The organism is Mesorhizobium sp. LNJC394B00, from assembly GCF_000502555.1.
GTDB lineage: Bacteria > Pseudomonadota > Alphaproteobacteria > Rhizobiales > Rhizobiaceae > Mesorhizobium.
Map to the genome: position 1 here is coordinate 191,123 of NZ_AYWH01000003.1, position 22,097 is coordinate 213,219.

Annotated in this window: 18 protein-coding genes and 1 pseudogene; 10 read left to right on the forward strand and 9 right to left on the reverse strand. The window is 63.9% G+C overall.

Annotated features, from left to right (window positions below):
* Positions 1–2: 2 nt before the first annotated feature.
* From iolC to phnN, 8 genes and pseudogenes are all read left to right on the forward strand, one after another.
* Positions 3–1,937: a 5-dehydro-2-deoxygluconokinase gene (iolC, locus tag X751_RS148815; RefSeq protein ID WP_023744935.1), complete on the forward strand. Its 1,935-nt coding sequence runs from the start codon at positions 3–5 to the stop codon at positions 1,935–1,937.
* 33 nt (positions 1,938–1,970) lie between these two features.
* A pseudogene (gene iolD, locus X751_RS01000000163855) lies at positions 1,971–3,829 on the forward strand (3D-(3,5/4)-trihydroxycyclohexane-1,2-dione acylhydrolase (decyclizing)).
* A 148-nt stretch (positions 3,830–3,977) separates the two neighbouring features.
* Positions 3,978–4,895, forward strand: coding sequence for a myo-inosose-2 dehydratase (iolE, locus tag X751_RS148810; protein WP_023744936.1), 918 nt, complete (start codon positions 3,978–3,980; stop codon positions 4,893–4,895).
* A gap of 9 nt (positions 4,896–4,904) precedes the next feature.
* Positions 4,905–5,153 carry a hypothetical protein gene (locus tag X751_RS148805; RefSeq protein ID WP_023672345.1) on the forward strand — a complete coding sequence of 83 codons (249 nt, stop codon included), beginning with the start codon at positions 4,905–4,907 and terminating at the stop codon, positions 5,151–5,153.
* A 192-nt stretch (positions 5,154–5,345) separates the two neighbouring features.
* Entirely contained in the window at positions 5,346–6,158 is an 813-nt protein-coding gene (gene iolB / locus X751_RS148800) for a 5-deoxy-glucuronate isomerase (protein ID WP_023744937.1), read from the forward strand.
* Between the two features lie 151 nt (positions 6,159–6,309).
* Complete coding sequence (locus tag X751_RS148795; RefSeq protein WP_023744938.1) at positions 6,310–7,017, forward strand: DUF1045 domain-containing protein; 708 nt, start codon at positions 6,310–6,312, stop codon at positions 7,015–7,017.
* 34 nt (positions 7,018–7,051) lie between these two features.
* A complete protein-coding gene (locus X751_RS148790; RefSeq protein ID WP_023694645.1) occupies positions 7,052–8,206 on the forward strand; it encodes an alpha-D-ribose 1-methylphosphonate 5-triphosphate diphosphatase in 1,155 nt (384 codons plus the stop codon).
* Positions 8,203–8,832 (forward strand): phosphonate metabolism protein/1,5-bisphosphokinase (PRPP-forming) PhnN, encoded by a 630-nt coding sequence (phnN, locus tag X751_RS148785; protein WP_023744939.1) that lies wholly within the window; start codon positions 8,203–8,205, stop codon positions 8,830–8,832. Before X751_RS148790 ends, phnN begins: the two co-directional genes overlap by 4 nt.
* A gap of 2 nt (positions 8,833–8,834) precedes the next feature.
* Here phnN and X751_RS148780 read toward each other — a convergent pair whose 3' ends face one another.
* From X751_RS148780 to X751_RS148770, 3 genes are all read right to left on the reverse strand, one after another.
* Positions 8,835–9,821: an ABC transporter permease gene (locus X751_RS148780; protein ID WP_023684050.1), complete on the reverse strand. Its 987-nt coding sequence runs from the start codon at positions 9,819–9,821 to the stop codon at positions 8,835–8,837.
* A 44-nt stretch (positions 9,822–9,865) separates the two neighbouring features.
* Entirely contained in the window at positions 9,866–11,404 is a 1,539-nt protein-coding gene (locus X751_RS148775; protein ID WP_023672351.1) for a sugar ABC transporter ATP-binding protein, read from the reverse strand.
* A gap of 122 nt (positions 11,405–11,526) precedes the next feature.
* Positions 11,527–12,489 (reverse strand): sugar-binding protein, encoded by a 963-nt coding sequence (locus X751_RS148770; protein WP_023672352.1) that lies wholly within the window; start codon positions 12,487–12,489, stop codon positions 11,527–11,529.
* Between the two features lie 580 nt (positions 12,490–13,069).
* Here X751_RS148770 and X751_RS148765 point away from each other — a divergent pair.
* The gene (locus tag X751_RS148765; RefSeq protein WP_031204422.1) at positions 13,070–14,173 is read left to right on the forward strand and encodes a LacI family DNA-binding transcriptional regulator; all 1,104 of its coding nucleotides are present in this window, start codon (positions 13,070–13,072) and stop codon (positions 14,171–14,173) included.
* 2 nt (positions 14,174–14,175) lie between these two features.
* Positions 14,176–14,574 (forward strand): hypothetical protein, encoded by a 399-nt coding sequence (locus tag X751_RS1000000167510; protein WP_196815005.1) that lies wholly within the window; start codon positions 14,176–14,178, stop codon positions 14,572–14,574.
* Between the two features lie 358 nt (positions 14,575–14,932).
* Here X751_RS1000000167510 and X751_RS148755 read toward each other — a convergent pair whose 3' ends face one another.
* The 6 genes from X751_RS148755 to X751_RS148730 all read right to left on the reverse strand — a co-directional run bounded on the left by X751_RS148755 (position 14,933) and on the right by X751_RS148730 (position 22,097).
* Entirely contained in the window at positions 14,933–15,514 is a 582-nt protein-coding gene (locus tag X751_RS148755) for a hypothetical protein (protein ID WP_023834618.1), read from the reverse strand.
* 547 nt (positions 15,515–16,061) lie between these two features.
* The gene (locus X751_RS148750; RefSeq protein WP_023744942.1) at positions 16,062–16,973 is read right to left on the reverse strand and encodes an ABC transporter permease; all 912 of its coding nucleotides are present in this window, start codon (positions 16,971–16,973) and stop codon (positions 16,062–16,064) included.
* A complete protein-coding gene (locus tag X751_RS148745) occupies positions 16,970–18,070 on the reverse strand; it encodes an ABC transporter permease (RefSeq protein ID WP_023744943.1) in 1,101 nt (366 codons plus the stop codon). Before X751_RS148745 ends, X751_RS148750 begins: the two co-directional genes overlap by 4 nt.
* Complete coding sequence (locus X751_RS148740; RefSeq protein WP_023744944.1) at positions 18,067–19,590, reverse strand: ABC transporter ATP-binding protein; 1,524 nt, start codon at positions 19,588–19,590, stop codon at positions 18,067–18,069. Before X751_RS148740 ends, X751_RS148745 begins: the two co-directional genes overlap by 4 nt.
* A 3-nt stretch (positions 19,591–19,593) precedes the next feature.
* On the reverse strand, positions 19,594–20,691 hold the full coding sequence (locus X751_RS148735; RefSeq protein ID WP_196815006.1) for a BMP family ABC transporter substrate-binding protein: 1,098 nt from the start codon (positions 20,689–20,691) through the stop codon (positions 19,594–19,596).
* Between the two features lie 26 nt (positions 20,692–20,717).
* On the reverse strand, positions 20,718–22,097 hold the full coding sequence (locus tag X751_RS148730; protein ID WP_023744946.1) for an amidohydrolase: 1,380 nt from the start codon (positions 22,095–22,097) through the stop codon (positions 20,718–20,720).

Sequence of the window (22,097 nt, forward strand, 5' to 3'; positions counted from 1 at the left end):
CAATGAGCGAAGCCGTGGACGCCAAACAGGCGACGCTCGATGTCATCACCATCGGTCGCGCTTCCGTCGACCTTTACGGCCAGCAGATCGGCTCGCGGCTGGAGGACATCACCTCCTTTGCCAAATCGGTCGGCGGCTGCCCGGCCAACATCTCGGTTGGCACGGCGAGACTAGGCCTGCGCTCGGCGCTGCTCACCCGCGTCGGCGACGAGCAGATGGGCCGCTTCATCCGCGAGCAGCTGCGGCGCGAAGGCGTCAATGTCGATGGGCTCAAGACCGACCAGGAACGGCTGACGGCCCTGGTGCTGCTTTCGGTCGAGAGCGAAGGCGTCTCGCCAATGATCTTTTATCGCAGCGACTGCGCCGACATGGCGCTCGCCGAAGAAGACATCGATGAAGCCTTCATCGCCTCGGCCCGCTCGATCGTCGTCACCGGCACGCATTTTTCCCGGCCCAACAGCGACGCCGCCCAGCGCAAGGCGATCCGCATCATCAAGGCCAGGGGCGGCAAGGTGGTGTTCGACATCGACTACCGCCCCAACCTCTGGGGGCTCGCCGGCCATGCCGAAGGTTTTGAGCGCTATGTCAAATCCGACCGCGTCTCGGCCCAGCTGAAGACGGTGCTGCCCGATTGCGACCTCATCGTCGGCACCGAGGAAGAGATCATGATCGCCTCGGGCGCCGACGATTGCCTGAGCGCGCTGAAGACGATCCGCGCGCTGTCCAAGGCAACCATCGTACTGAAGCGCGGCGCCATGGGCTGCATCGTCTATGACGGGCCGGTCAGCGACGATCTGGAAGACGGCATCGTCGGCAAGGGCTTTCCGATCGAGATCTATAATGTGCTGGGCGCGGGCGATGCCTTCATGTCCGGTTTCCTGCGCGGCTGGCTGGGAGGCGAAGACCACGCGACGGCGGCGACCTGGGCCAATGCCTGCGGCGCCTTCGCCGTGTCGCGGCTGCTCTGCGCGCCGGAATATCCGACCTTCGAGGAATTGCAGTTCTTCCTCAGGAACGGCAGCAAGCACCTCGCTCTGCGCAAGGACGAGGCGATCAACCACATCCATTGGGCGACGACCCGCCGCCGCGATATCCCCTCGATGATGGCGCTCGCCTGCGACCACCGTGTGCAGCTTGAGGACGTCGCGGCAAAGACCGGCGCCGATCCGGCGCGCATCCGCGATTTCAAGGTGCTGGCGGTCAAGGCTGCGGCGAAAGTCGCCGCCGGCCGCGACGGCTATGGCATGCTGATCGACGAGAAGCATGGCCGCGAAGCGATGTTCGAATTCGCCCGCCACCCCTTTGCCTGGCTCGGCCGTCCCGTCGAACTGCCGGGCTCGCGGCCGCTGCGCTTCGAGTTCTCGCAGGACATCGGCTCGCAACTGGTGGAATGGCCGGTCGACCACTGCATCAAATGCCTGTGCTTCTATCACCCCGACGATCCGGCAGCGCTCAAGGATGAGCAGCAGCAGAAGCTGCGCTCGCTGTTCGAAGCCGCGCGGAAGGTCGGCCGGGAGCTTCTGGTCGAGATCATCGCCGGCAAGCACGGCAAGCTCGACGAAACGACCATCCCGCGCGCCCTGGAAGAACTCTATGCGCTTGGCATCAAGCCGGACTGGTGGAAGCTCGAACCGCAGGCGTCGGCCGGCGCCTGGGCCAAGATCGAAGCGGTGATCCTGAAGCACGATCCCTGGTGTCGTGGCGTCGTGCTGCTGGGTCTCGAAGCGCCGCAGGACGAACTGGAAGCGGCCTTTGCCGCCACCGCCAAGGCGCCGATCGTCAAGGGCTTTGCCGTCGGCCGCACCATCTTCGTCCACGCCGCCGAACGATGGCTGGCAGGCAAGATGACGGATGACGAGGCTATCGCCGACATGGCCGCGCGCTTCGAACAGTTGACCGAAGCGTGGCTTGCCGCGCGTGGCCGTAAAGCAGCATAAAGGCGCGGCAAGAGGACTGCGGAGGAAAACACCATGAGCAAGACAATCCGCCTGACGATGGCGCAGGCGCTGACCCGCTTTCTGAGCAAGCAGATNAGCAGATGACCGAGATCGACGGCAGACGAGTGCCCATCTTCGGCGGTGTCTGGGCGATCTTCGGTCACGGCAATGTCGCCGGCATCGGCGAGGCGCTGTACCAGCTGCGCGACGAATTGCCGACCTTCCGCGCCCACAATGAGCAGGCGATGGCGCATGCGGCGATCGCCTATGGCAAGGCCAATTTCCGCCGCCGCTTCATGGCCGCGACCTCTTCGATCGGCCCCGGTGCGCTCAACATGGTGACGGCGGCGGCGCTCGCCCACGTAAACAGGTTGCCCGTCCTGTTTTTGCCGGGCGATGTCTTCGCCAACCGCATCCCCGATCCGGTGCTGCAGCAGGCCGAGGACTTTTCCGACGGCACCGCGACGGTCAATGACTGCTTCCGTCCGGTGTCGCGCTATTTCGACCGCATCACCCGTCCCGAGCAGATCATCCCGGCATTGGCGCGGACCATGCAGGTGCTGACCGATCCGGCGGAATGCGGCCCGGTGACGCTGTCGCTCTGCCAGGACGTGCAGGCCGAGGCCTATGACTATCCCGAGAGCTTTTTCGCCGAGCGCGTCTGGCACCAGCGCCGGCCGCGTCCGGACCGGCATGAATTGGCGGCGGCGGTCACCGCGCTGAAGGGTGCGAAAAAACCGCTGATCATCGCCGGCGGCGGCGTGCTGTATGCGCAGGCTTCGGACGAACTGGCGAAATTCGCCGAGAGCGCCGGCATTCCGGTCTGCGAGACGCAAGGCGGCAAGTCCTCGCTGCCCGACACACATCCGCTCAACATGGCGGCGGTTGGCGTCACCGGCACGTCCGCGGCCAACCGGCTGGCCGAGGAAGCCGATGTCGTGCTCGCCATCGGCACCCGCCTGCAGGATTTCACCACCGGCTCGTGGGCGCTGTTCAAGAACTCCGGCAAGACCATCATCGGCCTCAACGTGCAGCCTTTCGACGCCGGCAAGCACCGCGCGCTGCCGCTGGTCGCCGATGCGGCCGAAGGGCTCGCCGAACTCGGTGCTGCGCTGGGGAGCTGGAAAGCACCGGCGACATGGACCGACAATGCGACCCAGGGCAAGAAGGCTTGGCAGGCCGAAGCCTCCAAGGTGACGGCGTCGACCAACGCCGCCTTCCCGTCGGACGCGCAGGTGATCGGCGCCGTGCAGCGCGCGCTGGGGTCCGGCGTAACGCTGCTGAATGCGTCGGGCGGTTTGCCGGGCGAGTTGCACAAGCTCTGGCAGGCAGGCGCGCCCGGCTCGTACCATGGCGAATATGGCTTCTCGACCATGGGCTACGAGATTGCCGGCGGGCTCGGCGCCAAGATGGCCAAGCCCGACCAGGAGGTAGTCGTCATGGTCGGGGACGGCTCCTACCTCATGATGAATTCCGAAATCGCCACGTCGGTGATGCTTGGCTTGAAGCTGACCATCGTGGTGCTCGACAACAGGGGTTATGGCTGCATCAACCGGCTGCAGATGGCCACCGGCGGCGCCAACTTCAACAACCTCTTGAAGGACGCGCGCCACGAGATCCTGCCCGACATCGACTTCGCCGCGCATGCGGCGAGCATGGGCGCTATTGCCGAGAAGGTGCCGTCGATCACCGGCCTGGAGACTGCGCTGCAAAAGTCGAAAACCAACGACCGCACCACCGTGTTGGTCATCGACACCGACCCGCTGATTTCCACCGATGCCGGCGGCCATTGGTGGGATGTCGCGGTGCCGGAAGTCTCCGCACGGCCGCAGGTCAACGCAGCGCGCAAAGCCTATGACGAAAAGCGGCAGATGCAGACAATTGGCGATTGATGCTAAGTCAGCGCTGCCCCCTACCTCCCCCTTGTGAGGAGGTCGGACCGCAGGTCGGGGTGGGGGTCTGGCGCCGCACCCCCACCCCGCTGCTTCGCAGCGACCCTCCCCACAAGGGGGAGGGTGAACAAGAGACCGGAGCTAAAACTTGAAAGCCAAACTGGGCATGTCCCCCATTGCGTGGTGGAACGACGATCTTGCCGAACTCAGCGACGACGTCTCGCTGGAAGAGTGCCTGCGCCAGTCGCGCTTGGCCGGCTTCACCGGCATGGAAATGGGCCGCCGCTTTCCCAATGACCCCGAAATCATGCTGCCTATCCTGAAAAAGGCCGACGTGACGCTGTGCGGCGGCTGGTTCTCCGGCACGCTGGTCGATGAGGACATGGGCAAGAACAAGGATCGCATCCAGCCGATGATCGACCTGTTCAAGGCGGTTAATGCGCCTTGCATCGTCTATGGCGAGGTCGGCCGCTCGATCCAGGGCGATCGCTCCAGGCCTCTCGCCACCAAGCCGAAATTGTCGAATGACGAGATGAGGGCCTATGCCAGGCGCCTCACCGAGTTCGGCGAATGGTGCGCAGAGCAAGGCATGCCGCTGTCCTATCACCATCACATGGCGGCGGTGGTCGAGACCGAGCCGGAGCTCGATGCCTTCATGCGCCATTCCGGCGAAGGCATTCCGTTGCTGCTCGATGCAGGGCATCTCGCCTTTGCCGGTGGCGACGTGCTGCGCGCCATCGACAACCACCACAAGCGCATCAGCCATGTCCATGTGAAGGATGTGCGCATGGGCGTGATCGACGGGCTCGACCGCACAAAGCAGTCCTTTCTCGACGCCGTGGCGCTCGGTGCCTTCACGGTGCCTGGCGACGGTTCGCTTGATTTCGGCGCCATTGTGCAGCGCTTCGCCGACCATGGCTATGAAGGCTGGTTCGTCGTCGAGGCCGAGCAGGACCCGAAGAAGAACCCGCCGCTCAAGATGGCGCAGGTCGGCCACAAGGAATTGATGCGGGTGATGACGGCGGCCGGCTACACGGTGGAAACGCAGGGTTTTCCCAATGCCTGAGGCGATCCGATGAAGGATTACGAGCACCCGTTCTTCCGGCCGCTGTGGCGGCGCGTTGCCGTCGTCGCCGTCTGCGTGATCTGGGCCGGAATAGAATTCGCCTCCGGCACCCCATTCTGGGGCATCATTGCGCTCGGCTTTGCCGCCTACGCCGTCTGGCAGTTCTTCTATCTTTACAAGCCGGTGGAGGAGAGCAAGGCTGCGCCTGATCGACCGAAGACCGGCGAAGCGAAGGCGGACGCCGAACCGAAGGAATGAAGCGGCCGTGGCTCGGAAGGGCTTGCGGGTCGGACACTGGACACCTGGCGTATCGCCTACGTCGATGATTGGCCGGAACGTCCCTCGCTTCGTCATCCTAGGGTCTTCGCGACGGAGCTTCGCTCCTGCTTCGCCCTAGGATGACGAAGTTGAGAGGCCGACCTCGAAGACATGCGATAGGAGAGACAAAACATGTCGAAACTGCTCGTCAAAGCCGACAAGGGCCATGGCCGCGTCGCCCATGTCACGCCCAAAAGCGCCGGATGGACCTATGTCGGCTTCGACCTGCACCGGCTGAAGCCGGGCGCGACCGCATCCGGCAAGACGCGGGATCGCGAAGTCTGCCTGGTGTTCGTCACCGGCAAGGGCACGGCAAGGGCCGGCGGCCGGGAACTCGGCCTGCTCGGCGAGCGCATGTCGCCCTTCGAGGGCAAGCCGTGGTCGGTCTATATCCCGGAGGGTTCGGACTGGTCGGTCACCGCCGACACCGATCTCGAACTCGCGGTCTGTTCGGCGCCGGGCCTGGGCGGCGGCTTGCCCGTTCGCGTCATCGCACCCGACGACCTCGGCCAGGAGACTCGGGGCAAAGGCACCAACACGCGCTACGTCACCAACATATTGCCCGAGGGCAAGCCCGCCGACTCGCTGCTGGTGGTCGAGGTCATCACGCCCGGCGGCCACACATCGAGCTACCCGCCGCACAAGCACGACCAGGACAATCTGCCTGCCGAATCCTATCTTGAGGAAACCTATTACCACCGCCTCAACCCGCCGCAGGGCTTTGCCTTCCAGCGGGTCTACACCGACGCCGACAAGTCGGGCGCCCGCGAACTGGACGAGGCGATGGCGATCGAGGACGGCGATGTCGTGCTGGTGCCCAAGGGCTATCATCCGTGCGCGGCCTGTCACGGCTACGACCTCTATTACCTTAACGTCATGGCCGGGCCGAAGCGGACGTGGAAGTTCCACAACGCGCCCGAGCACGAGTGGCTGATGAAGGCCTGATCGGCCTTCGCTTGCGGCGGAAGCTGTTGGTCCAGCAGCGAAAAATCGTCGGCTAAGGACCTGCGGGGTCGATTTGCCTTCGAAAACCCGCATAAGCTTCGTCAATCCGTCATGGAAATCACCTATGGCAGCGGGCTGACGAGGATTTTCGATGCGCTACGCCATCTATTTCACCCCGATGCAGGACGAGCCGCTGGCGCGGATCGCCGCCAACTGGCTGGGTCGCGACCCCTTTGGCGCCGCCACCAGGCCGGTCGAGGCGGTGGGCGAGCTGTCGGCGGCCGAAGTCGCCTTTCACACCGCATCGGCGCGGCGCTACGGTTTTCATGCGACGCTGAAAGCGCCCTTCCGGTTGGCCGCCAACGAAACTGAAAGCTCGTTGCGCGCGGCGCTGGACGCCTTTGCCGAAGCAACGCCGACGGTCACCATCCCGCGCCTGGTCGTCAGCCAGATCGATGGTTTCTTCGCTTTGCTGCCGGAAGGCCCGCTGCCGCCGCTCAACCGTTTCGCCGATGATGTCGTGCTTAGCTTCGACCGTTTTCGCGCGCCGCTCACCGAGGCCGAGATCGAGCGGCGCAGCCCGGATTCGCTGAAGCCGGCCGAGTTCCGCAATCTCTGCCAGTGGGGCTATCCCTATGTGTTTGAGACCTTTCGCTTCCACATGACACTGTCCGGCCGGGCCGGGCCGCAGGAAAGCCAACGTCTGCGCGCGGCAATTGACAGCCTGTTCGCCGATGTGCTGCAGCAGCCGGTGCTGGTGGATGCGCTGACGCTGTTCGTCGAAACCGAACCGGGCGCTCCGTTCATGGTGCTTTCGCATCATGCGCTCGGCCGCCGCGCTGCCCGAAAAACCGCCTGACCGCAATTCGTCCGAGTAAGCAAGGACTGCCTGAATGACCGCCGAAACTGTTCTCCACAACGCCCGCATCGTGCTTGCCGACGAGATCGTCGAAGGGTCGCTCGTGCTGCGCGACGGTTTTATCTCCGGCGTCGACGCCGGCACCGGCCACACCGGCGGGAGCATGGGCGGCGAGGACATGGGTGGCGACTACATCATTCCCGGCCTGGTCGAGCTGCACACTGACCATCTCGAAGGCCACTATGCGCCGCGCCCGAAAGTGCGCTGGAACCCGATCGCCGCCGTCCTTGCCCATGACGCGCAGGTGGCCACCGCCGGCATCACCACCGTGCTCGACGCTTTGCGTGTCGGCATGGACGAGGACGCGGATATTACCTCCGACGACATCCGCAAGCTCGCCGGCGCGATCGAGGACAGCGTCGCGAAAGACCGGTTGCGGGCCGACCATTTCCTGCACCTGCGCTGCGAGGTCTCGGCGCCGGATTGCTTGCGGGCTTTCGCCAATTTCGATGGCGACGAGCGGGTCAAGCTGGCCTCGCTGATGGACCATGCGCCGGGACAGCGTCAGTTCGTCAATCTCGAGACCTACGCCCATTACTATCAGCGCAAGCTGAAATTGACCGATCGCGACTTCCAATTGTTCTGCGAAAAGCGGATGTCGGAATCGGCGAAGAATTCGGGACCGAACCGGGTGGCGATATCAGCCGCCTGCAACGAGCGGGGCATTGTGCTGGCGAGCCATGACGACGCCACATCAGGCCATGTCGACGAGGCGATCGAGCAGGGCGTGCGCGTCGCGGAATTCCCGACCACGCTGGAAGCCGCCAAGGCCTCGAAGGATGCCGGGCTCGGCGTACTGATGGGCGCGCCCAACGTCATGCGCGGCTCCTCGCATTCGGGCAATGTCTCGGCCCGCACGCTGGCCGGCGACGGCCTGCTCGACATATTGTCGTCCGACTACATTCCCTTCAGCCTGATCCAGTCGGCCTTCTTCCTCGGCGACGTCGTCGAGGGCATTTCCCTGCCGCAGGCGGTTGCGATGGTGTCGAAGAATCCGGCCGAGGCGATCGGCCTCAACGACCGCGGCGTCATCGAACAGGGCCGCCGCGCCGATCTGGTGCGTGTGCGCGTCGACGACCATGTGCCGGTCGTGCGCACTGTCTGGCGCCAAGGGCGCCGGGTCGCCTGATGGTCTCGGCGTCGATCGAGCGCGAACTCAGCAGCGAGGCCTTTCCGCTCCGCAACGGCGTGTTTGTCGCCGTCGTCGGCCCGAGCGGCGCCGGCAAGGATACGGTAATCGGCTATGCCCGCACCTTGTTTGCCGACGAGACGAGGCTGGAGTTCGTCCGCCGGGTCATCACCAGGCCGAGCGACGCCGCAAGCGAGGATCACGACACGCTGGCCGACGCCGCCTTTGCCGAGGCCCAGGCCGACGGCGCTTTCGCCATTTCCTGGGAGGCGCACGGCCTGCGCTATGGCATCCCGGCCGATGTCGACTGGTCGATAGCCAATGGCCATGTCGCCGTGGCCAATGTCTCGCGCGCAGTCATCCCGGTGCTGCGGGAGCGCTATGCCAATCTGGCTGTCGTCGAGATCACCGCTTCGCCGGAAATCCTCGCCGAGCGTCTCGCCCAGCGCGGCCGCGAATCGCGCGGCGAAGTGCTGGCTCGGCTCGCCCGCAGCGCCAATGTCGCTTTGTCCGGACCCGGTGTCACCTCCATCGACAACGGCGGCCAGCGCGAAGCCGCCGGAGAACGCTTCGCCGAGGTACTGCGCAAGGCGATGGCCTTCTCGGATATCTCCGGCGTGATGTAGCGCTACTCGGCCGCGACAGTCTTGCGGCTGGCATCGAGCATCAGCCGCCTTGCGCGGAACACGCCCCATTGCTGGTCGACCAGCACGCCGATCAGGATCACGCCGCCCATCACCGCGAAGTTGAGCGAGGACGGGATGCCGAGCAGATTGACCAGGTTCTGCAACTCCTGCAGCAGCACGGTGCCCAGGATGACGCCAACCAGCGAGCCTTCGCCGCCGCGCAGCGAGAAGCCGCCGAGCACGGCGGCGGCAATGGCGTAGAGTTCGTAGAACTGGCCGTGGCTGGCCGGCGAGATCGAGCGCGTGTACATGGCGAAATAGATCGCCGACAGCGCCGTCAGAACGCCGCAGATGACATAGGCGGCCATCACGACGCGGCCGGTGCGGATGCCCGAATATTTAGCCGCCTCTTCGTTCTTGCCGATGGCATAGAGGTAGCGTCCGAACACCGAGCGGTGCAGCACCACCCACATGACGATCGAAATGACGATCAGTGCGATGAAACTGTTGGGCACGCCATAGCTGCGGCCCGCGGTGAGGAATTCGAGCTCGGGAAAATTCTGGCCGAAGGCGAAGCCGGCGGTGCCGTCGGCGGTATAGAAACGGGCGACCCCGCGATAGATCAAAAGGCCGCACAGCGTCACCACGAAGGGCTGCAATTTCAGCCTTGTGATCAGCCAGCCATGCGCCAGCCCGATGATGCCGCCCAGCACCAGGATCAGCGGCAGCGCCACCGGCCATGGCATGTCGCGCACAGCGATGAAATCGATGAACAGCGTGCCGAGCAGCGCCACCAGCGATCCCACAGACAATTCGATGCCGCCGGTGATGATGACGAAGGCCTGGCCGATGGCGAGAATCCCGAACAGGCCGATCAGGTTCGAGGTGTTGGCGAGGTTGATCGGCAAAAGGAAGCGCGGGTTGATGGCGGTCACCACGGCGCCGACCACCAGGATCAGGATCAGCAGGCCGAGATCTTTTTTGCTCATCGTCTTCTCCCCAATGCGCCGGACCGGCAATCGCCTGAAGCCCGCTAGTTTGCCGGCTTGCCGACCGCCAGCAACAGCACGTTTTCCTGGCTGAATTGTTCCTTGTCGAGAATGCCCGAGATCTGGCCCTCATGCATGACGGCGATGCGGTCGGACACGCCGATCACCTCTTCCATGTCGCTGGAGATCATCAGCACGGCCACGCCGGCATCGGCCAAGGCTCGCATCAGCCCGTAAATCTCGGCCTTGGCGCCGATATCGATGCCGCGCGTAGGCTCATCGAGGATCATCACCTTCGGGTTCATCGCCAGCCATTTGCCCAGCACCACCTTCTGCTGGTTGCCGCCCGACAGCGTGCCGGTTCGCGTCTGCACCGACGGCGCCTTGATGCCGAGATTGCTCTTCTGCTTCTCGGCGGTGGCGGTCTCGGCGCTTGCCGACACCAGTCGACGCTTCGCATGCGCCGGCAGGTTGGGCAGCGAGATGTTCTGCGCGATCGACAGGTCAAGCAAAATGCCGGTCAGCTTGCGGTCTTCCGGAACCAGGAAAATGCCATGCGCGACCGCATCGGCCGCGGAACCCAGTACAAGCGGCTTGCCGTCGAGTTCGAGCCCACCGCCAAGCGTGCTGTCGATGCCGAAGAACACCCGCGCCAGTTCGGTGCGGCCGGAGCCGACAAGACCGGCAAGGCCGAGGATTTCACCGCGCCTGATGTCGAGGTCGACCGGCCGGGCAGGGTAGGCGGGGGTGCGGATGGCTTTGGCCGAGAGAGCCGTGGCGCCCGGCGCCCGCGCCGCCTCGGAGGCCTTCTCGCGCTCCTTCAGCATGCGGCCGATCATCAGCTTGACCATCTGGTCGTGGTTGATGGCGCTCTTCGGCAAGGTGCCGGCCAGCATGCCGTCGCGCAGCACCACGACGCGGTCGGCGACGCGCTCGACCTCATGCAGCCGGTGCGAAATGAAGATGACGCTGATGCCATCGGCCTTCAGCGCCTTGATGACGTCGAGCAGCTTGTCGGTTTCGGCAAGCGGCAGGCTCGATGTCGGCTCGTCGAGGATGACCAGCCGGGCCTTGATCGACAGCGCCTTGGCGATCTCGACCATCTGCTGCTGGGCAAGCGACAGCGAGGCAACCGGCGTATCGGCGGAAAAGTTGGCGCCGACACGCTTCAGCAGCGGCGCCACCATTTCGCGCAGCTTGGCGCGGTCGACCAATCTCAGCGGCCCGCCGCGCAACGGCTCGCGGCCGAAGAAGATATTGGCGGCAACATCGAGGTTTTCGAACAGATTGAGTTCCTGGTGGACGAAGGCGATGCCCGACCCCAGGCTGCCTTCGACGGTGAGCCCGTCATGCGCAACGCCGTCGACGGTGATGGCGCCGCTGTCCGGCCTGGTGACGCCGCCGAGGATCTTCATCAAGGTCGACTTGCCGGCGCCGTTTTCGCCGACCAGGCCGATCACCTCGCCCGGCCTGACTTCCATGGAAAAGCCGTCCAGCGCCACCACGCCCGGATAGGTCTTGCGCACGTTCTCGAGGCCGAGGAACGGGGTGGTTGCGACGATGGATGGGTCGGAATAATTCATCACGCCATATTTGATCAGGCTTGCCAGCAGCCGGTGGGCTACAGACTGACGGGCCTTGGCCGGCCCGTCAACACGATCGCCGGCTCAAGGCGAACCCTGAGCCGGCGCAACTGCTCGTGGTCTCAGTTTCCGGACATCGCCTTCAGATTGGCGGCATAGGTGTCGACATCGTCCTTACCGATGATCTTGGTCGGGATGATGATCAGGCCGCCTTCCGGAATGCCTGATTTGTCGCCCTTGAGATAGGCGGCCATCAGCTTCATGCCCTGATAGGCCCATTCGAAGGGCTGCTGCACGACGGTGGCCGCCACGGTGCCTTCCTTGACGCCGCCCAGCGTGATCGGATCGTCATCGAAGCCGACGACGGTGATCGAGCCGAGCTTGCCGGCGTCGCGCAGCGCTTCATAGATGCGCGGCGTGTTGTAGGAATAGAAGCCGACCATGCAGGTGATGTCGGGGCTGGCGACCAGCGCGTCCTCGACATTCTTCTTGGCGCGCGCCTGGTCGATGTCGTCGCCGCGCACGTCCACCAGTTCGATCTTGCTGCCGGCGAGGCCGTCCTTCATGCCCTGGATGCGTTCCTTGGCATTGTCGGCGCCGAGCAGGCCGACGAAGCCGAGGCACTTGCCGCCGTCCGGCATCGCCTTCTTGGCGATCTCGGCCGCCTGCTTGCCGGCGTCGACATTGGACGAGCCGATATAGGCGACGCGCTTGGTCTGCGGGGCATCGGAGTCGGTGGTGAACAGCGCCGTTTCCGACGCGATCTTGTTCAGACCGTCGGTCGAGGTCTTGGGGTCGACGGCCGAGACCATGATGCCCTTGACGCCGGCGGTCACCAGATCGTCCATCAGCCGCTGCTGGATGGCGACCGAGGACTGCTCGGGATACTTGAGTTCGAGATTGTAGTCGGGCAATTCGGCCTGCGCCTTCTTGACGCCGGCTTCGGCGGCCTTCCAGAAATCGGAAGCGCCGTTGACGACGAAGGCAAGCGTCGGCTTGTCGTCGGCGCGCGCAATGGCTGTCGCGGTCAGGCCAAGCAGCAGGGCTGCGGTGGCCACGGATGCATGTCGTATCAAGGATTTCATGTTCAACCTCCCGTTTTGGCTCAGTCGTCGGACTGAACCGATCTGAATTCACTGACTTGCCGCTCGCGATTTGGACGCCCTCCTCCTCAGGGGTTCCCGGCGCTGAAGAATGGCGTCGTCGGTCGCGATCACGGACTTTAGAGACTCATCCCGTGCTCGTAAATAGTCTGATTTGTCTGACATATCACATGTCCGAGACCAGGCTTGCGGAGGCAAACCCCGCTCGCCATCGGGCCATTCACGTGCACTTCTCGCCGCACGGGGTCCCACCTGACCGGACACGGCGGATTGACGTTACAGCGTCGTTTTGTATTAGTAAACACTATTAGCAGAGGTCTCGCGCGGACACTCGGCGGTGGCCCTAGGTCTAGTTTGCCCGAACAGGTGCAGCACGGCTTCGCGCAAGCTGATGCCTTGCAGTCCTCGAATTTCACGCGGCCCGAAGCGGCATGGCGGCGAACTTCAAAGCTGCTAATAAAGATAAACGCCTTCGACTATTTCCATTGGTCGACGGCGCGACACCATCTTGTCGGTGTGGCAGGCTTGCGACTAGACAGGCTGGGGATTGGGACGCAATGCCATGAGCGAGACGAGGGATCCGGACGACACGGCGAAGCGGCGCAAGGCGCCGGCGAGAGCTGCCAAGGGCGGCCGCGTCACCATGACCGACATTGCCAGGGCAGCCGGTTGCTCGCAGGCGACCGTCTCTTTCGTGCTCAACGATTCGCCCGGCATCCGGCTGTCGCAGCAGACGCGCGAGCGGGTGATCGACGCCGCGCGCTCGCTCGGCTACGCAGCACCCGCCTTCTCGGCGCTGCGCAAACCTGTTCCCGCCTTCGATGGACTTGACGGTGTCATCGGTTTCGCTGTCGACCAGCTGGCGACAAGCCCGGAAGCCGTTGTCGCCATCGAGGGCGCGCGCCAGGCATCGTGGAACGCCGGCAATGTGTTGCTCGTGGCGCAGACCATGGGCGACGCCGTCATGGAGCCGCGCGCCATTGCGGCGCTCACCAGGCGCGGCATCTCGGCGCTGATCTACATGACCATCTTCACCCGCGAGATCACGGCGCCGGATTTCCTCTACGGCCTCGACATACCGGTCATCCTGCTCAACTGCTACACGGCCGATTATGCCTTCCCGGCCGTGGTGCCTTCCGAGATCGCCGGCGGCCAGAACTCGACCCGGCATCTGATCGGCCACGGCCACCGCCGCATCGCCATCATCACCGGCGAGCCGTGGATGCAGGCCGCGCAGGACCGGCTGAAAGGCTACCGCAGGGCGCTCGCCACCGCCGACATCCCGTTCGATCCCGAACTGGTGGTCGAGGGCGACTGGTCGGCGAGCGCCGGCTATGCCGCGACCGTGAAGCTTTTGGCGCTGAAAGAGCGCCCGACCGCCATCTTCTGCCAGAACGACCGCACGGCCATCGGCTGCTACGAAGCGCTGAAGGAGGCAGGCCTGCACATCCCGCAGGACATCTCCGTCGTCGGCTATGACGACGAGGAGATCGCCCGCCATCTGTTCCCGCCGCTGACGACATCGATCCTGCCGCACATGGCGATGGGCCAATGGGCGATCGAACAGCTCGAAGTGCCGCCGCCTGCCGGCCGCGGCCGCTATCCCATCACCAAGCTGGAATGCCCGCTGGTGCAGCGGGAGTCGGTGGCAGCTGTGGCTGGATAAAGTTGAACCAGCCCATCCCGATGCAAATCGGGATGGGTCTGTTTGGTGTTTGCGCCTCAGGGCAGGGTCTATCCGGGAACGTGCCGCGGTTAGAACCGCAAGACGACAAAGGAGCGCCTGCGATAGCAGCGCCGGCGCAGCCGGCCATGCCGCCAGAACGTGCGGCAGTGCCGTCTCCAGACATGCCGCCTGTGGTGGCGACGATGGTGCCATCGCCGATGCGAGATCTGCTCGACATCGCCAGCGCCTTCGTCGTCATCAAACGAATTGGCATCCTGCTTGTCGAGTTCATCGAGAATGCCGTTACCGACATTGGGAACCCCGGCCACGGCCTCGAGAGGCCGAACCGCGGTAGCAAGCGCCGCGGCCCCCGCAACGCCAAACAATGCTGTCAAGAATGATCGCCGATCCATCAAAACCTCCATCAGCAAGACAAGGCTAACATGACGAGCCTAACACAAAGCAGCTAGAGCGGGTGATACAAAAGGCCAGAGGCGAATCTTCGAGCCGGCCCAAACGGGTGACCGGACGGACGGCAGAGGTCAGATTAAGGCCGCAACCGGGCGGCGCGCTTCCTTCGGCTCGGCGACCAAGCCATGCGGAATGCCGCCGATGAAAGCGCACAGCCTGAGCGGTTCCGCCTTTCCGCGAAACGCTGAACCGCTCGGCAAAACTCTCTCCCTAAGAATGCCCGCCACCTTGCGGCATTGGGGCTGGCTGAGAGACTGACGCCCCACGGCAGATGCGATGTTGCGGTACTCAGCGCCGCGCCAATATCCGGCAGAGCTCCTTCAGGTCCCGGTCGTAGGTGCCCTTGCCGCTGAGCACGCTGGCGCAGCGTTTTTTCATCTTGGCGATCTGGCCGGCCGACATGGCGCTGATGGCAACCACCGCCGGCCGCGCCGGCACCGCCGGCGTGTTGGGATCCCTAGGGCTGGTGGTCGTTGTCTGTGTGCCAATGCCGACGCCGACCCCGGCCGTCACTCCACTGCCCACCCCGACCCCGGCGCCGACCCCGCTGCCGACGGTTGCGCCGACCCCGACCCCGACGCCCGTGCCGACCGATACGCCGGCGCCGGCGGTAACGCCGCTGCCAACCGAGGCGCCGACACTGGCGGTGGTGCCGCTGGTGCCTCCGACCGTCGCTCCGGCATTGACGCCCTTGCTCCCGCCGACCGAGACACCGACGCCAAGCCCGCCGCCACTGCCGCCGACCGAAACACCCACCCCACCGCTGCCGCCGATGCCCACACTGAGCCCGCCCGCGCCAGCCGGAAAGCACAAAGCTACGGAAACCGCGCCGCCGGCCAAGACCTTTGTTAAACTTTTAAAGAAATCCATAACGCCGCTCCCCGTGCTGGTTGCCTGGACGCAGGTTGAACAGCATCCGTTACCAATATGATTACGCGAGTGTAGCGTTTTTAGTTTCTGCAAGAATAGGTAGTATTGGAAGTCGTTGTTATGGCTTCTTGCGGCGACCGGAATATATATGTTGGAATTGGCGGAAAAAATCGAGGATTTGCGGTTAGACTCGGAACCTTAGACAGGCAGGACGAGTGCTCGCATGCGGGAATTTACCGGGCGCATGCCTCAGGCCATCTTGCGACGCCGCTTCCCTAGGCTGCGGTGGAGAATGGACCCTCGAGAATGGGGCTCGTACTGCAGAAAAGGGGACGATCCAAGAAACCCGCGACGATCTCCACCGATGTCGGGCGCGTTGTGCGCCACATCGTTCCGCTGCTCGCAGTCGACGGCGTCAGCGCTACCCTTGCGGGCATACCTTCGCCCCGTTTGGCGTTTCTGCCCTTTGGATCGGATGCCGATCGTCCGCTGGCGTTTCGAATCTCTTCAACTTACGCCGAGTTTCGCAAATCCACTTTAATCCCGGCTAACGTTCGAAGGGTTCGCCAAGCGAGGCGACACCGTTCAGCCTGAGCAAGCGGCGGTCCGCCGAGATGACACCGAGCACGACGATCGTAACGAGATAGGGAAGGCTGGAAAGCAGTTGCGATGGCAGGTCCAGACCGGTCGCCTGGGCGGCGAGGCTCATCAGCGAAACCGCGCCGAAGAGGCAGGCACCCAGGAAGATGCGGCCAGCGAGCCACGTACCAAAGACAACGAGTGCGATCGCGATCCAGCCACGTCCGGCAATCATACCGTCCGCCCAAAGGGGCGTGTACACCGCCGCCGCATAGGCGCCGGCAAAACCCGCCATCATGCCACCAAAAGCTATGGCCGCGACACGGATAGCGATGACCGGATAGCCGATGGCGTGGGCTGCCTTGGGATTCTCGCCGATTGCCCTCACGACAAGGCCGACTCTCGTATAGGCAAACATCGCCCAGATCGCAAACGTCACGGCAAGGGAAAGCCATACGACGACGTCCTGGACAAACAGCCTGCCGACTACCGGGATTTCCGAGAGGCCGGGAAAGGCAAGTTTCGGGAGCCCCTTCACCGTCAAGCTCTCGTAGCTTTTGCCGAACAGCGCCGAAAGGCCTTGGCCGAGAATGCCGATCGCAAGGCCTGTCGCGACCTGGTTTGCCCGGAATCCGAGTGCCAGCACTGCAAAGACGAGCGACAGGACGGCGCTACCGAGGCCGGCGGCAACGAACCCCAGCAGGTGTCCACCGCCGTGGTAGACGACGATGAACGCGAGCACCGCGCCGAGGGCCATCAGGCCCTCTACGCCGAGGTTAAGAACACCGGCGCGCTCGACCACCAACTCGCCGAGTGCGGCAAGGAGAAAGGGGGTTGCCGCTGCGAGCATGCCCGAAATAATGAACTCGACGGCGTTCATGGCTGGCTCAGGTGATGGGGGCGGCGCCACTCGATGCGGTAGCGCACGAAGGCCACAGCGCCGAGATAGGCGAGCAGCAAGCTGCCTTGGAAGACGCGGACGGCGGCGATCGGCAGGTTTGCCGACACCATCGCATTGTCGCCGCCGATATAGAGGACAGCCATGAAGAGCGCGGAAAAGATGATGCCGACTGGATGCAAGCCGCCGAGATATGCGACAATAATGGCCGCATAACCGTAGCCGGTCGAGATCGAGCGCTGCAACTGGCCGAGCGGACCCGCGACTTCCGCGGCGCCTGCCAGTCCCGCCGCCAAGCCACCGATCAGAAGCGATAGCCAAATCGCACGCCCTTCGCTGAAGCCGGCGTAACCGGCCGCGCGCGGGGCAAGGCCGCCGACCTTGAGCTTATACCCCATGAAGCTTCGCTGCATGAAAACCCAGGCCACCAGCGAGAGCGCAAGTGTGATGAGCAGCGAGACGTTGACACGGGTACCGGTGATCAGGGTCGGCACCATCGCGTCGTTCTGAAACATGACGGATTGTGGGAAATTGAAGCCGGCCGGGTCCTTCCATGGGCCGAGCAGCAAGTAGTTGAGGACTTGCGCCGCAACGAGGCTCAGCATCAGGGAGACCAGGATCTCGTTCGCATTGAGCCTGACGCGCCAGAAGGCGGTGATAGATGCCCAAAGCGCACCGCCGAGGGCACCGAGAAGCAGCATCAGCGGCCAGATCCACTGCCCGGTCGCCTGCGGAAACCAGACGGGGATCGCCGAGGCGAAAATAGCGCCCAGGATAAACTGGCCCTCCGCGCCGATGTTGAACACTTTTGCGCGGAAACCGATCGCCAGCCCCTGGGCAATGAGGAGAAGAGGCCCCGCCTTCAGCAGCACCTCCGCGAACGATGCCCAGGAGAGGAACGGCTCGAGAAGCATCGCGTACAGGACGGCCGCCGGATCTCGGCCTATCAGCACATAAAGGCCCAGATTGAGGATGATCGCCATGCCAAGCGCGACAGCCGGGGCCAGCATGGCCGCGACGAGCGAGGCATGCTCCCGGCGGACGAGCGCGGGGAGGAACGTCGCGGCCCAAACGCTCATGCAGGAACCTTCTCTGGCGAGGCATGTGCTCCGATCATGTATCTGCCGATGTCTTCGGGGCGCGTGTCCCGCGTGACCAGAGGCGGACTCAGCATCCCATGATGCAGCACCTGGATGAAATCGCAGAGTTCGAAAAGTTCCTCGAGTTCCTCGGAAATTACGAGGATCGCCACGCCCAGGTTGCGCAACGCGATGAGCCGCCTTCTGATGGCGGATGCAGCGCCAATGTCTACACCCCAGGTCGGTTGCGCCACGAAAAGCAGTTTTGGCGACAGCATCATCTCGCGACCGACGATGAATTTCTGCAAGTTGCCGCCGGACAGCGAGCCCGCTTCGGCATCCGGGCCGGAGGCGCGGACGTCGTACCGACGGATGCATTCGTTGGTGAAAGCCGTCGCTCCGGCGCTGTTGATGAGGCCGCGCCTCACGAGATCGAAAGGATGGGCGGTAAGAACGGTGTTGAGCACGAGCGACATTTCAGGGACCGCGCCGCGTCCCAGCCGGTCTTCGGGCACGAAGGCGAAGCCAAATCTCCTGCGCGCGGCCGCATCGAGTGTGCCTACGTCGCGGCCCATCATGTAAATCCGGTCGCGTTGTTCCTTCAGCAGCATCGCTTCGCCCGAGATAAGCGCGGCAAGCTCGCCTTGGCCATTGCCCGATATTCCGGCTATGCCAAGAATCTCGCCTGATCGTACCGTGAGGCTGATGCCGGAGAGCGGCGTGGCAAAGGGGTCGTCCGGCGTGTAGTCCATGTCGATTAGTTCCAGCCGCTTCTCCCCCTCGGGCATGGCCAACGCGGGCATCACCTCGGGCATGTCGCGGCCGATCATCATCCGGGCGAGGTCGTGCGCATCATAGTCGCGCGGGTCGACGGTGCCGATAACGCGCCCTCCACGCAAGACCGTCGCCTGGTCACAGATCGTGCGAATTTCCTCCAGTTTGTGGGAGATGAACAGGATGGACACGCCGCGGTCGCGAAGGCGCCTGAGCGTGTCGAACAGCTTCTTCACCGCCTGCGGCGGCAAGACCGAGGTCGGCTCGTCGAGAATGAGCAGCTTCGGGTCCGTCATCAGGCAGCGGATGATCTCCACCCGCTGCCGTTCGCCGACCGAGAGCGCGTGCACATCGGCGAGAGGATCTACTTCAAGGCCGAAATCCTGGCCGAGGCTGCGGATGCGCCCCGCCAGCTCCGCCTTGCCGCCGGGGACGACGAGCTGGATGTTCTCGACGACAGTCAGCGTCTCGAACAGCGAGAAATGCTGAAAGACCATGCCGATGCCCCTGCGCCGTGCCTCAGCCGGCGAGGCAAGGCGCAGATGCTCTCCGTTCCAGACGACGGTGCCTTCGTCCGGCTGTTCAACGCCATAGATGAGCTTCATCAGCGTCGATTTGCCCGCCCCATTCTCCCCGAGGATCGCATGGATCGATTGGGGCGCCACGTCCAGATCGATGGCTTCGTTAGCCCGGATCTGGCCGTAGCTCTTCGAGATGCCGCGGAGCGACAGAAGGGGCGGGGTCATGACTTACTTCGGCAGTGGTGTGGTGACACCCTTGACGTGCCAGTCCATCGCGACGATCTCGGGATCCGCTATCGTCGCACCGGCGGCGGCGGCTTCGCTGCCGTCGGCCTTGGTGATTGGACCTGTGAAGGGCGAGAAGCTGCCGTCGGCGATCTTCGCCGCTACTTCCTTGATCTTCGTCATCGTGTCGGCTGGGATATCTGAGTTCCAGTCCACGACCTCCACCACCTTTTCGGCGACGCCGAGGAAGGTGTTGGCGCCCTTGAAGGTTCCGGCCAGATGGGCATCCACGGAAGCCTTGAAGAAGGGCGACCAGTCCGTCGCGATGCAGCCGAGATATTTCTTCGGTGCATATTTCTTCATCGACGAATTGAGGTTGAACGCGTAGACGCCAGCCTCCTCGCAGGCCGAGATCACGGAGGGTGTGTCCTGCGCGTTCGAGAAGATCACGTCGCAGTTCTGTGCCATCAGCGCCTTGGCGGCTTCCTGTTCCTTGGCCGGGTCGAACCAGGAGTTCACCCAGACGACCGATACCTCGATATCGGGATTTACAGTCTGCGCGCCGAGCGTAAATGCGTTGATCGAGGTGATCAGCTCCGGAATGGCGAAGGCCGAGACGGAGCCGAGCTTGCCGGTCTTGGAAAGAGCTGCGGCGGCTATGCCGAGCAGGTAAGTGCCCTGGAAATACTTCGCCGCGAAGGGCGAGAAATTCGGCGCGGTCTGGAAGCCGGAGGCATGCAGCACGGTGACCGCAGGATCGCGGCGGGCGATCTGTAGTGCACCATTCTGGTAGCCGAATGAGCCGGCGATCAGGAACTTGTTACCGTCGGCGACGGTCTTGTTCATGATCCGGTCGGCGTCCGGCCCTTCGGCGATGTTCTCGATGACGGTGATCTTCACCTTGTCGCCGTATGCGGCCTTGACCGGCTCGAGGCCGGCGGCGAGCGCATGGCCCCAGCCGACATCGCCGACCGGCGACGGGAGCACGAGCGTGATACCGAGCGGCTCGTCGGCCGCAAAGGCGGGACGGCTGCCAAGCGCGCCGGCAAGCCCTGTCGCGGCAAGGCCCTTCATCAGAGTTCTGCGGGTCAGATAGTTCAGCATGTCAGTTCCCCTGTCTTAAGTTGTTAGAATTCCACCGCGGCAAAAGCGGCTTCCGCGTCCGCAGCAAGCCGGGTCTCGTTCAGCCCGGTAAACGCACCCTTCTCCCAGACGATGCGGCCGTTGATCATGGTCATGTCGGTGGGCATGCCGATGCCGACCTTGGCGATCAGGCTCAATGGATCGTGGCGCGTGCCGACATAATCCATGCGGCGCGTGTCGATCGCGAAGAGGTCGGCGGCCATACCGGGCGACAGTCGGCCGATGTCATTGCGGCCCAGAAGCGCGGCCCCGCCCGTTGTCGCATAGCCGAGGAAATCGACCGGCGCAGGCACGGGATGAGCGCGCGTCGAGGCCGCCAGGCATTGCAGCATGTAGGCGGAATGGATGCAGTGCATGAGGTTGGAGTTGTCGTTCGAGGCAGCACCGTCGCAGCCGAGACCGACGCGCAGGCCAAAGGCGGACATGGCGGGAATATCAGTCACCTCCGCACCCACCAGATAGACCGGCTCCGGGCAATGCGAGACACCGGTGCCGCTCGCCGCCATCAGCCGCAGTTCGTCATGCGTCAGCTCCCAGCAATGGGCATAGAAAGTGTCTCGGCCGGCAAATCCGAGGTCCTCGAGATAGTCCACCGTACGCATGCCATGGCGGGCCTCGATGATCGGGCTTTCGCCCTCGCCGACATGGGTGTGCATCCGCACCCCGCGATCACGCGCCAGCGAAACCGATTCCACGAAGGTCTCGCGGTAGCAGTTGACCGGCTGGCAGGGAGCGACCACGACCTGACGCATGCTGAAGGGACTGGTGTCGTGATAAGTGTCGATGAGGCGTGCGCAGTCGGCAATGAATTCGTCCGTGGTCTCCAGCATCTCGTCTGGAATGGTCGAGCCTTCCGATTTTGGCAGCGTGTTGCCGCCGCGGCCGGCGTGGAAACGCATGCCGAGAAGGTCGGCCGCTTCGAACTGCCGGTCGATGAGCCGTTTTCCGGCATGGAGCGGAAAATTGTACTGGTGGTCGAAGGCCGTCGTGCAACCGTGCTTTATCAACTCTGCCATCGCCGTGATCGAGGCGTGGTAGAAACAATCCTCGTTGAGCCGGGAGAAGATCGGATAGATCCGGTCGAGCCATTCGATGACCGACAGCTTCGTCCAGTCGAGGTCGGCACGGTTGCGCACAAAGCACTGAAAGAAGTGATGGTGCGTGTTGACGAGGCCGGGATAGACGAACCAGCCGTCGGCGTCCTGCACGATAGTACCGGCCGGCAACTCGCTTCTGTGCAGGCCTTGCCCGATTGCCTCGATCTGCGGGCCATTCGTCAGCACATCGACATTGCGCCGGACGCTCGGACCCCTGCCCTCGTCGGTGATGACCGCTGCGCAATTCTTCAGGAGATAGCCGGTCAC

Excerpts from the sequence above, each read along its gene's own strand:
- iolC (WP_023744935.1), top strand. The coding sequence starts at position 3 with ATGAGCGAAGCCGTGGACGCCAAACAGGCGACGCTCGATGTCATCACC.
- X751_RS148805 (WP_023672345.1), top strand. The coding sequence starts at position 4,905 with ATGAAGGATTACGAGCACCCGTTCTTCCGGCCGCTGTGGCGGCGCGTT.
- iolB (WP_023744937.1), top strand. The coding sequence starts at position 5,346 with ATGTCGAAACTGCTCGTCAAAGCCGACAAGGGCCATGGCCGCGTCGCC.
- X751_RS148795 (WP_023744938.1), top strand. The coding sequence starts at position 6,310 with ATGCGCTACGCCATCTATTTCACCCCGATGCAGGACGAGCCGCTGGCG.
- X751_RS148790 (WP_023694645.1), top strand. The coding sequence starts at position 7,052 with ATGACCGCCGAAACTGTTCTCCACAACGCCCGCATCGTGCTTGCCGAC.
- X751_RS148780 (WP_023684050.1), bottom strand. The coding sequence starts at position 9,821 with ATGAGCAAAAAAGATCTCGGCCTGCTGATCCTGATCCTGGTGGTCGGC.
- X751_RS148775 (WP_023672351.1), bottom strand. The coding sequence starts at position 11,404 with ATGAATTATTCCGACCCATCCATCGTCGCAACCACCCCGTTCCTCGGC.
- X751_RS148770 (WP_023672352.1), bottom strand. The coding sequence starts at position 12,489 with ATGAAATCCTTGATACGACATGCATCCGTGGCCACCGCAGCCCTGCTG.
- X751_RS148765 (WP_031204422.1), top strand. The coding sequence starts at position 13,070 with ATGAGCGAGACGAGGGATCCGGACGACACGGCGAAGCGGCGCAAGGCG.
- X751_RS148755 (WP_023834618.1), bottom strand. The coding sequence starts at position 15,514 with ATGGATTTCTTTAAAAGTTTAACAAAGGTCTTGGCCGGCGGCGCGGTT.
- X751_RS148750 (WP_023744942.1), bottom strand. The coding sequence starts at position 16,973 with ATGAACGCCGTCGAGTTCATTATTTCGGGCATGCTCGCAGCGGCAACC.
- X751_RS148745 (WP_023744943.1), bottom strand. The coding sequence starts at position 18,070 with ATGAGCGTTTGGGCCGCGACGTTCCTCCCCGCGCTCGTCCGCCGGGAG.
- X751_RS148740 (WP_023744944.1), bottom strand. The coding sequence starts at position 19,590 with ATGACCCCGCCCCTTCTGTCGCTCCGCGGCATCTCGAAGAGCTACGGC.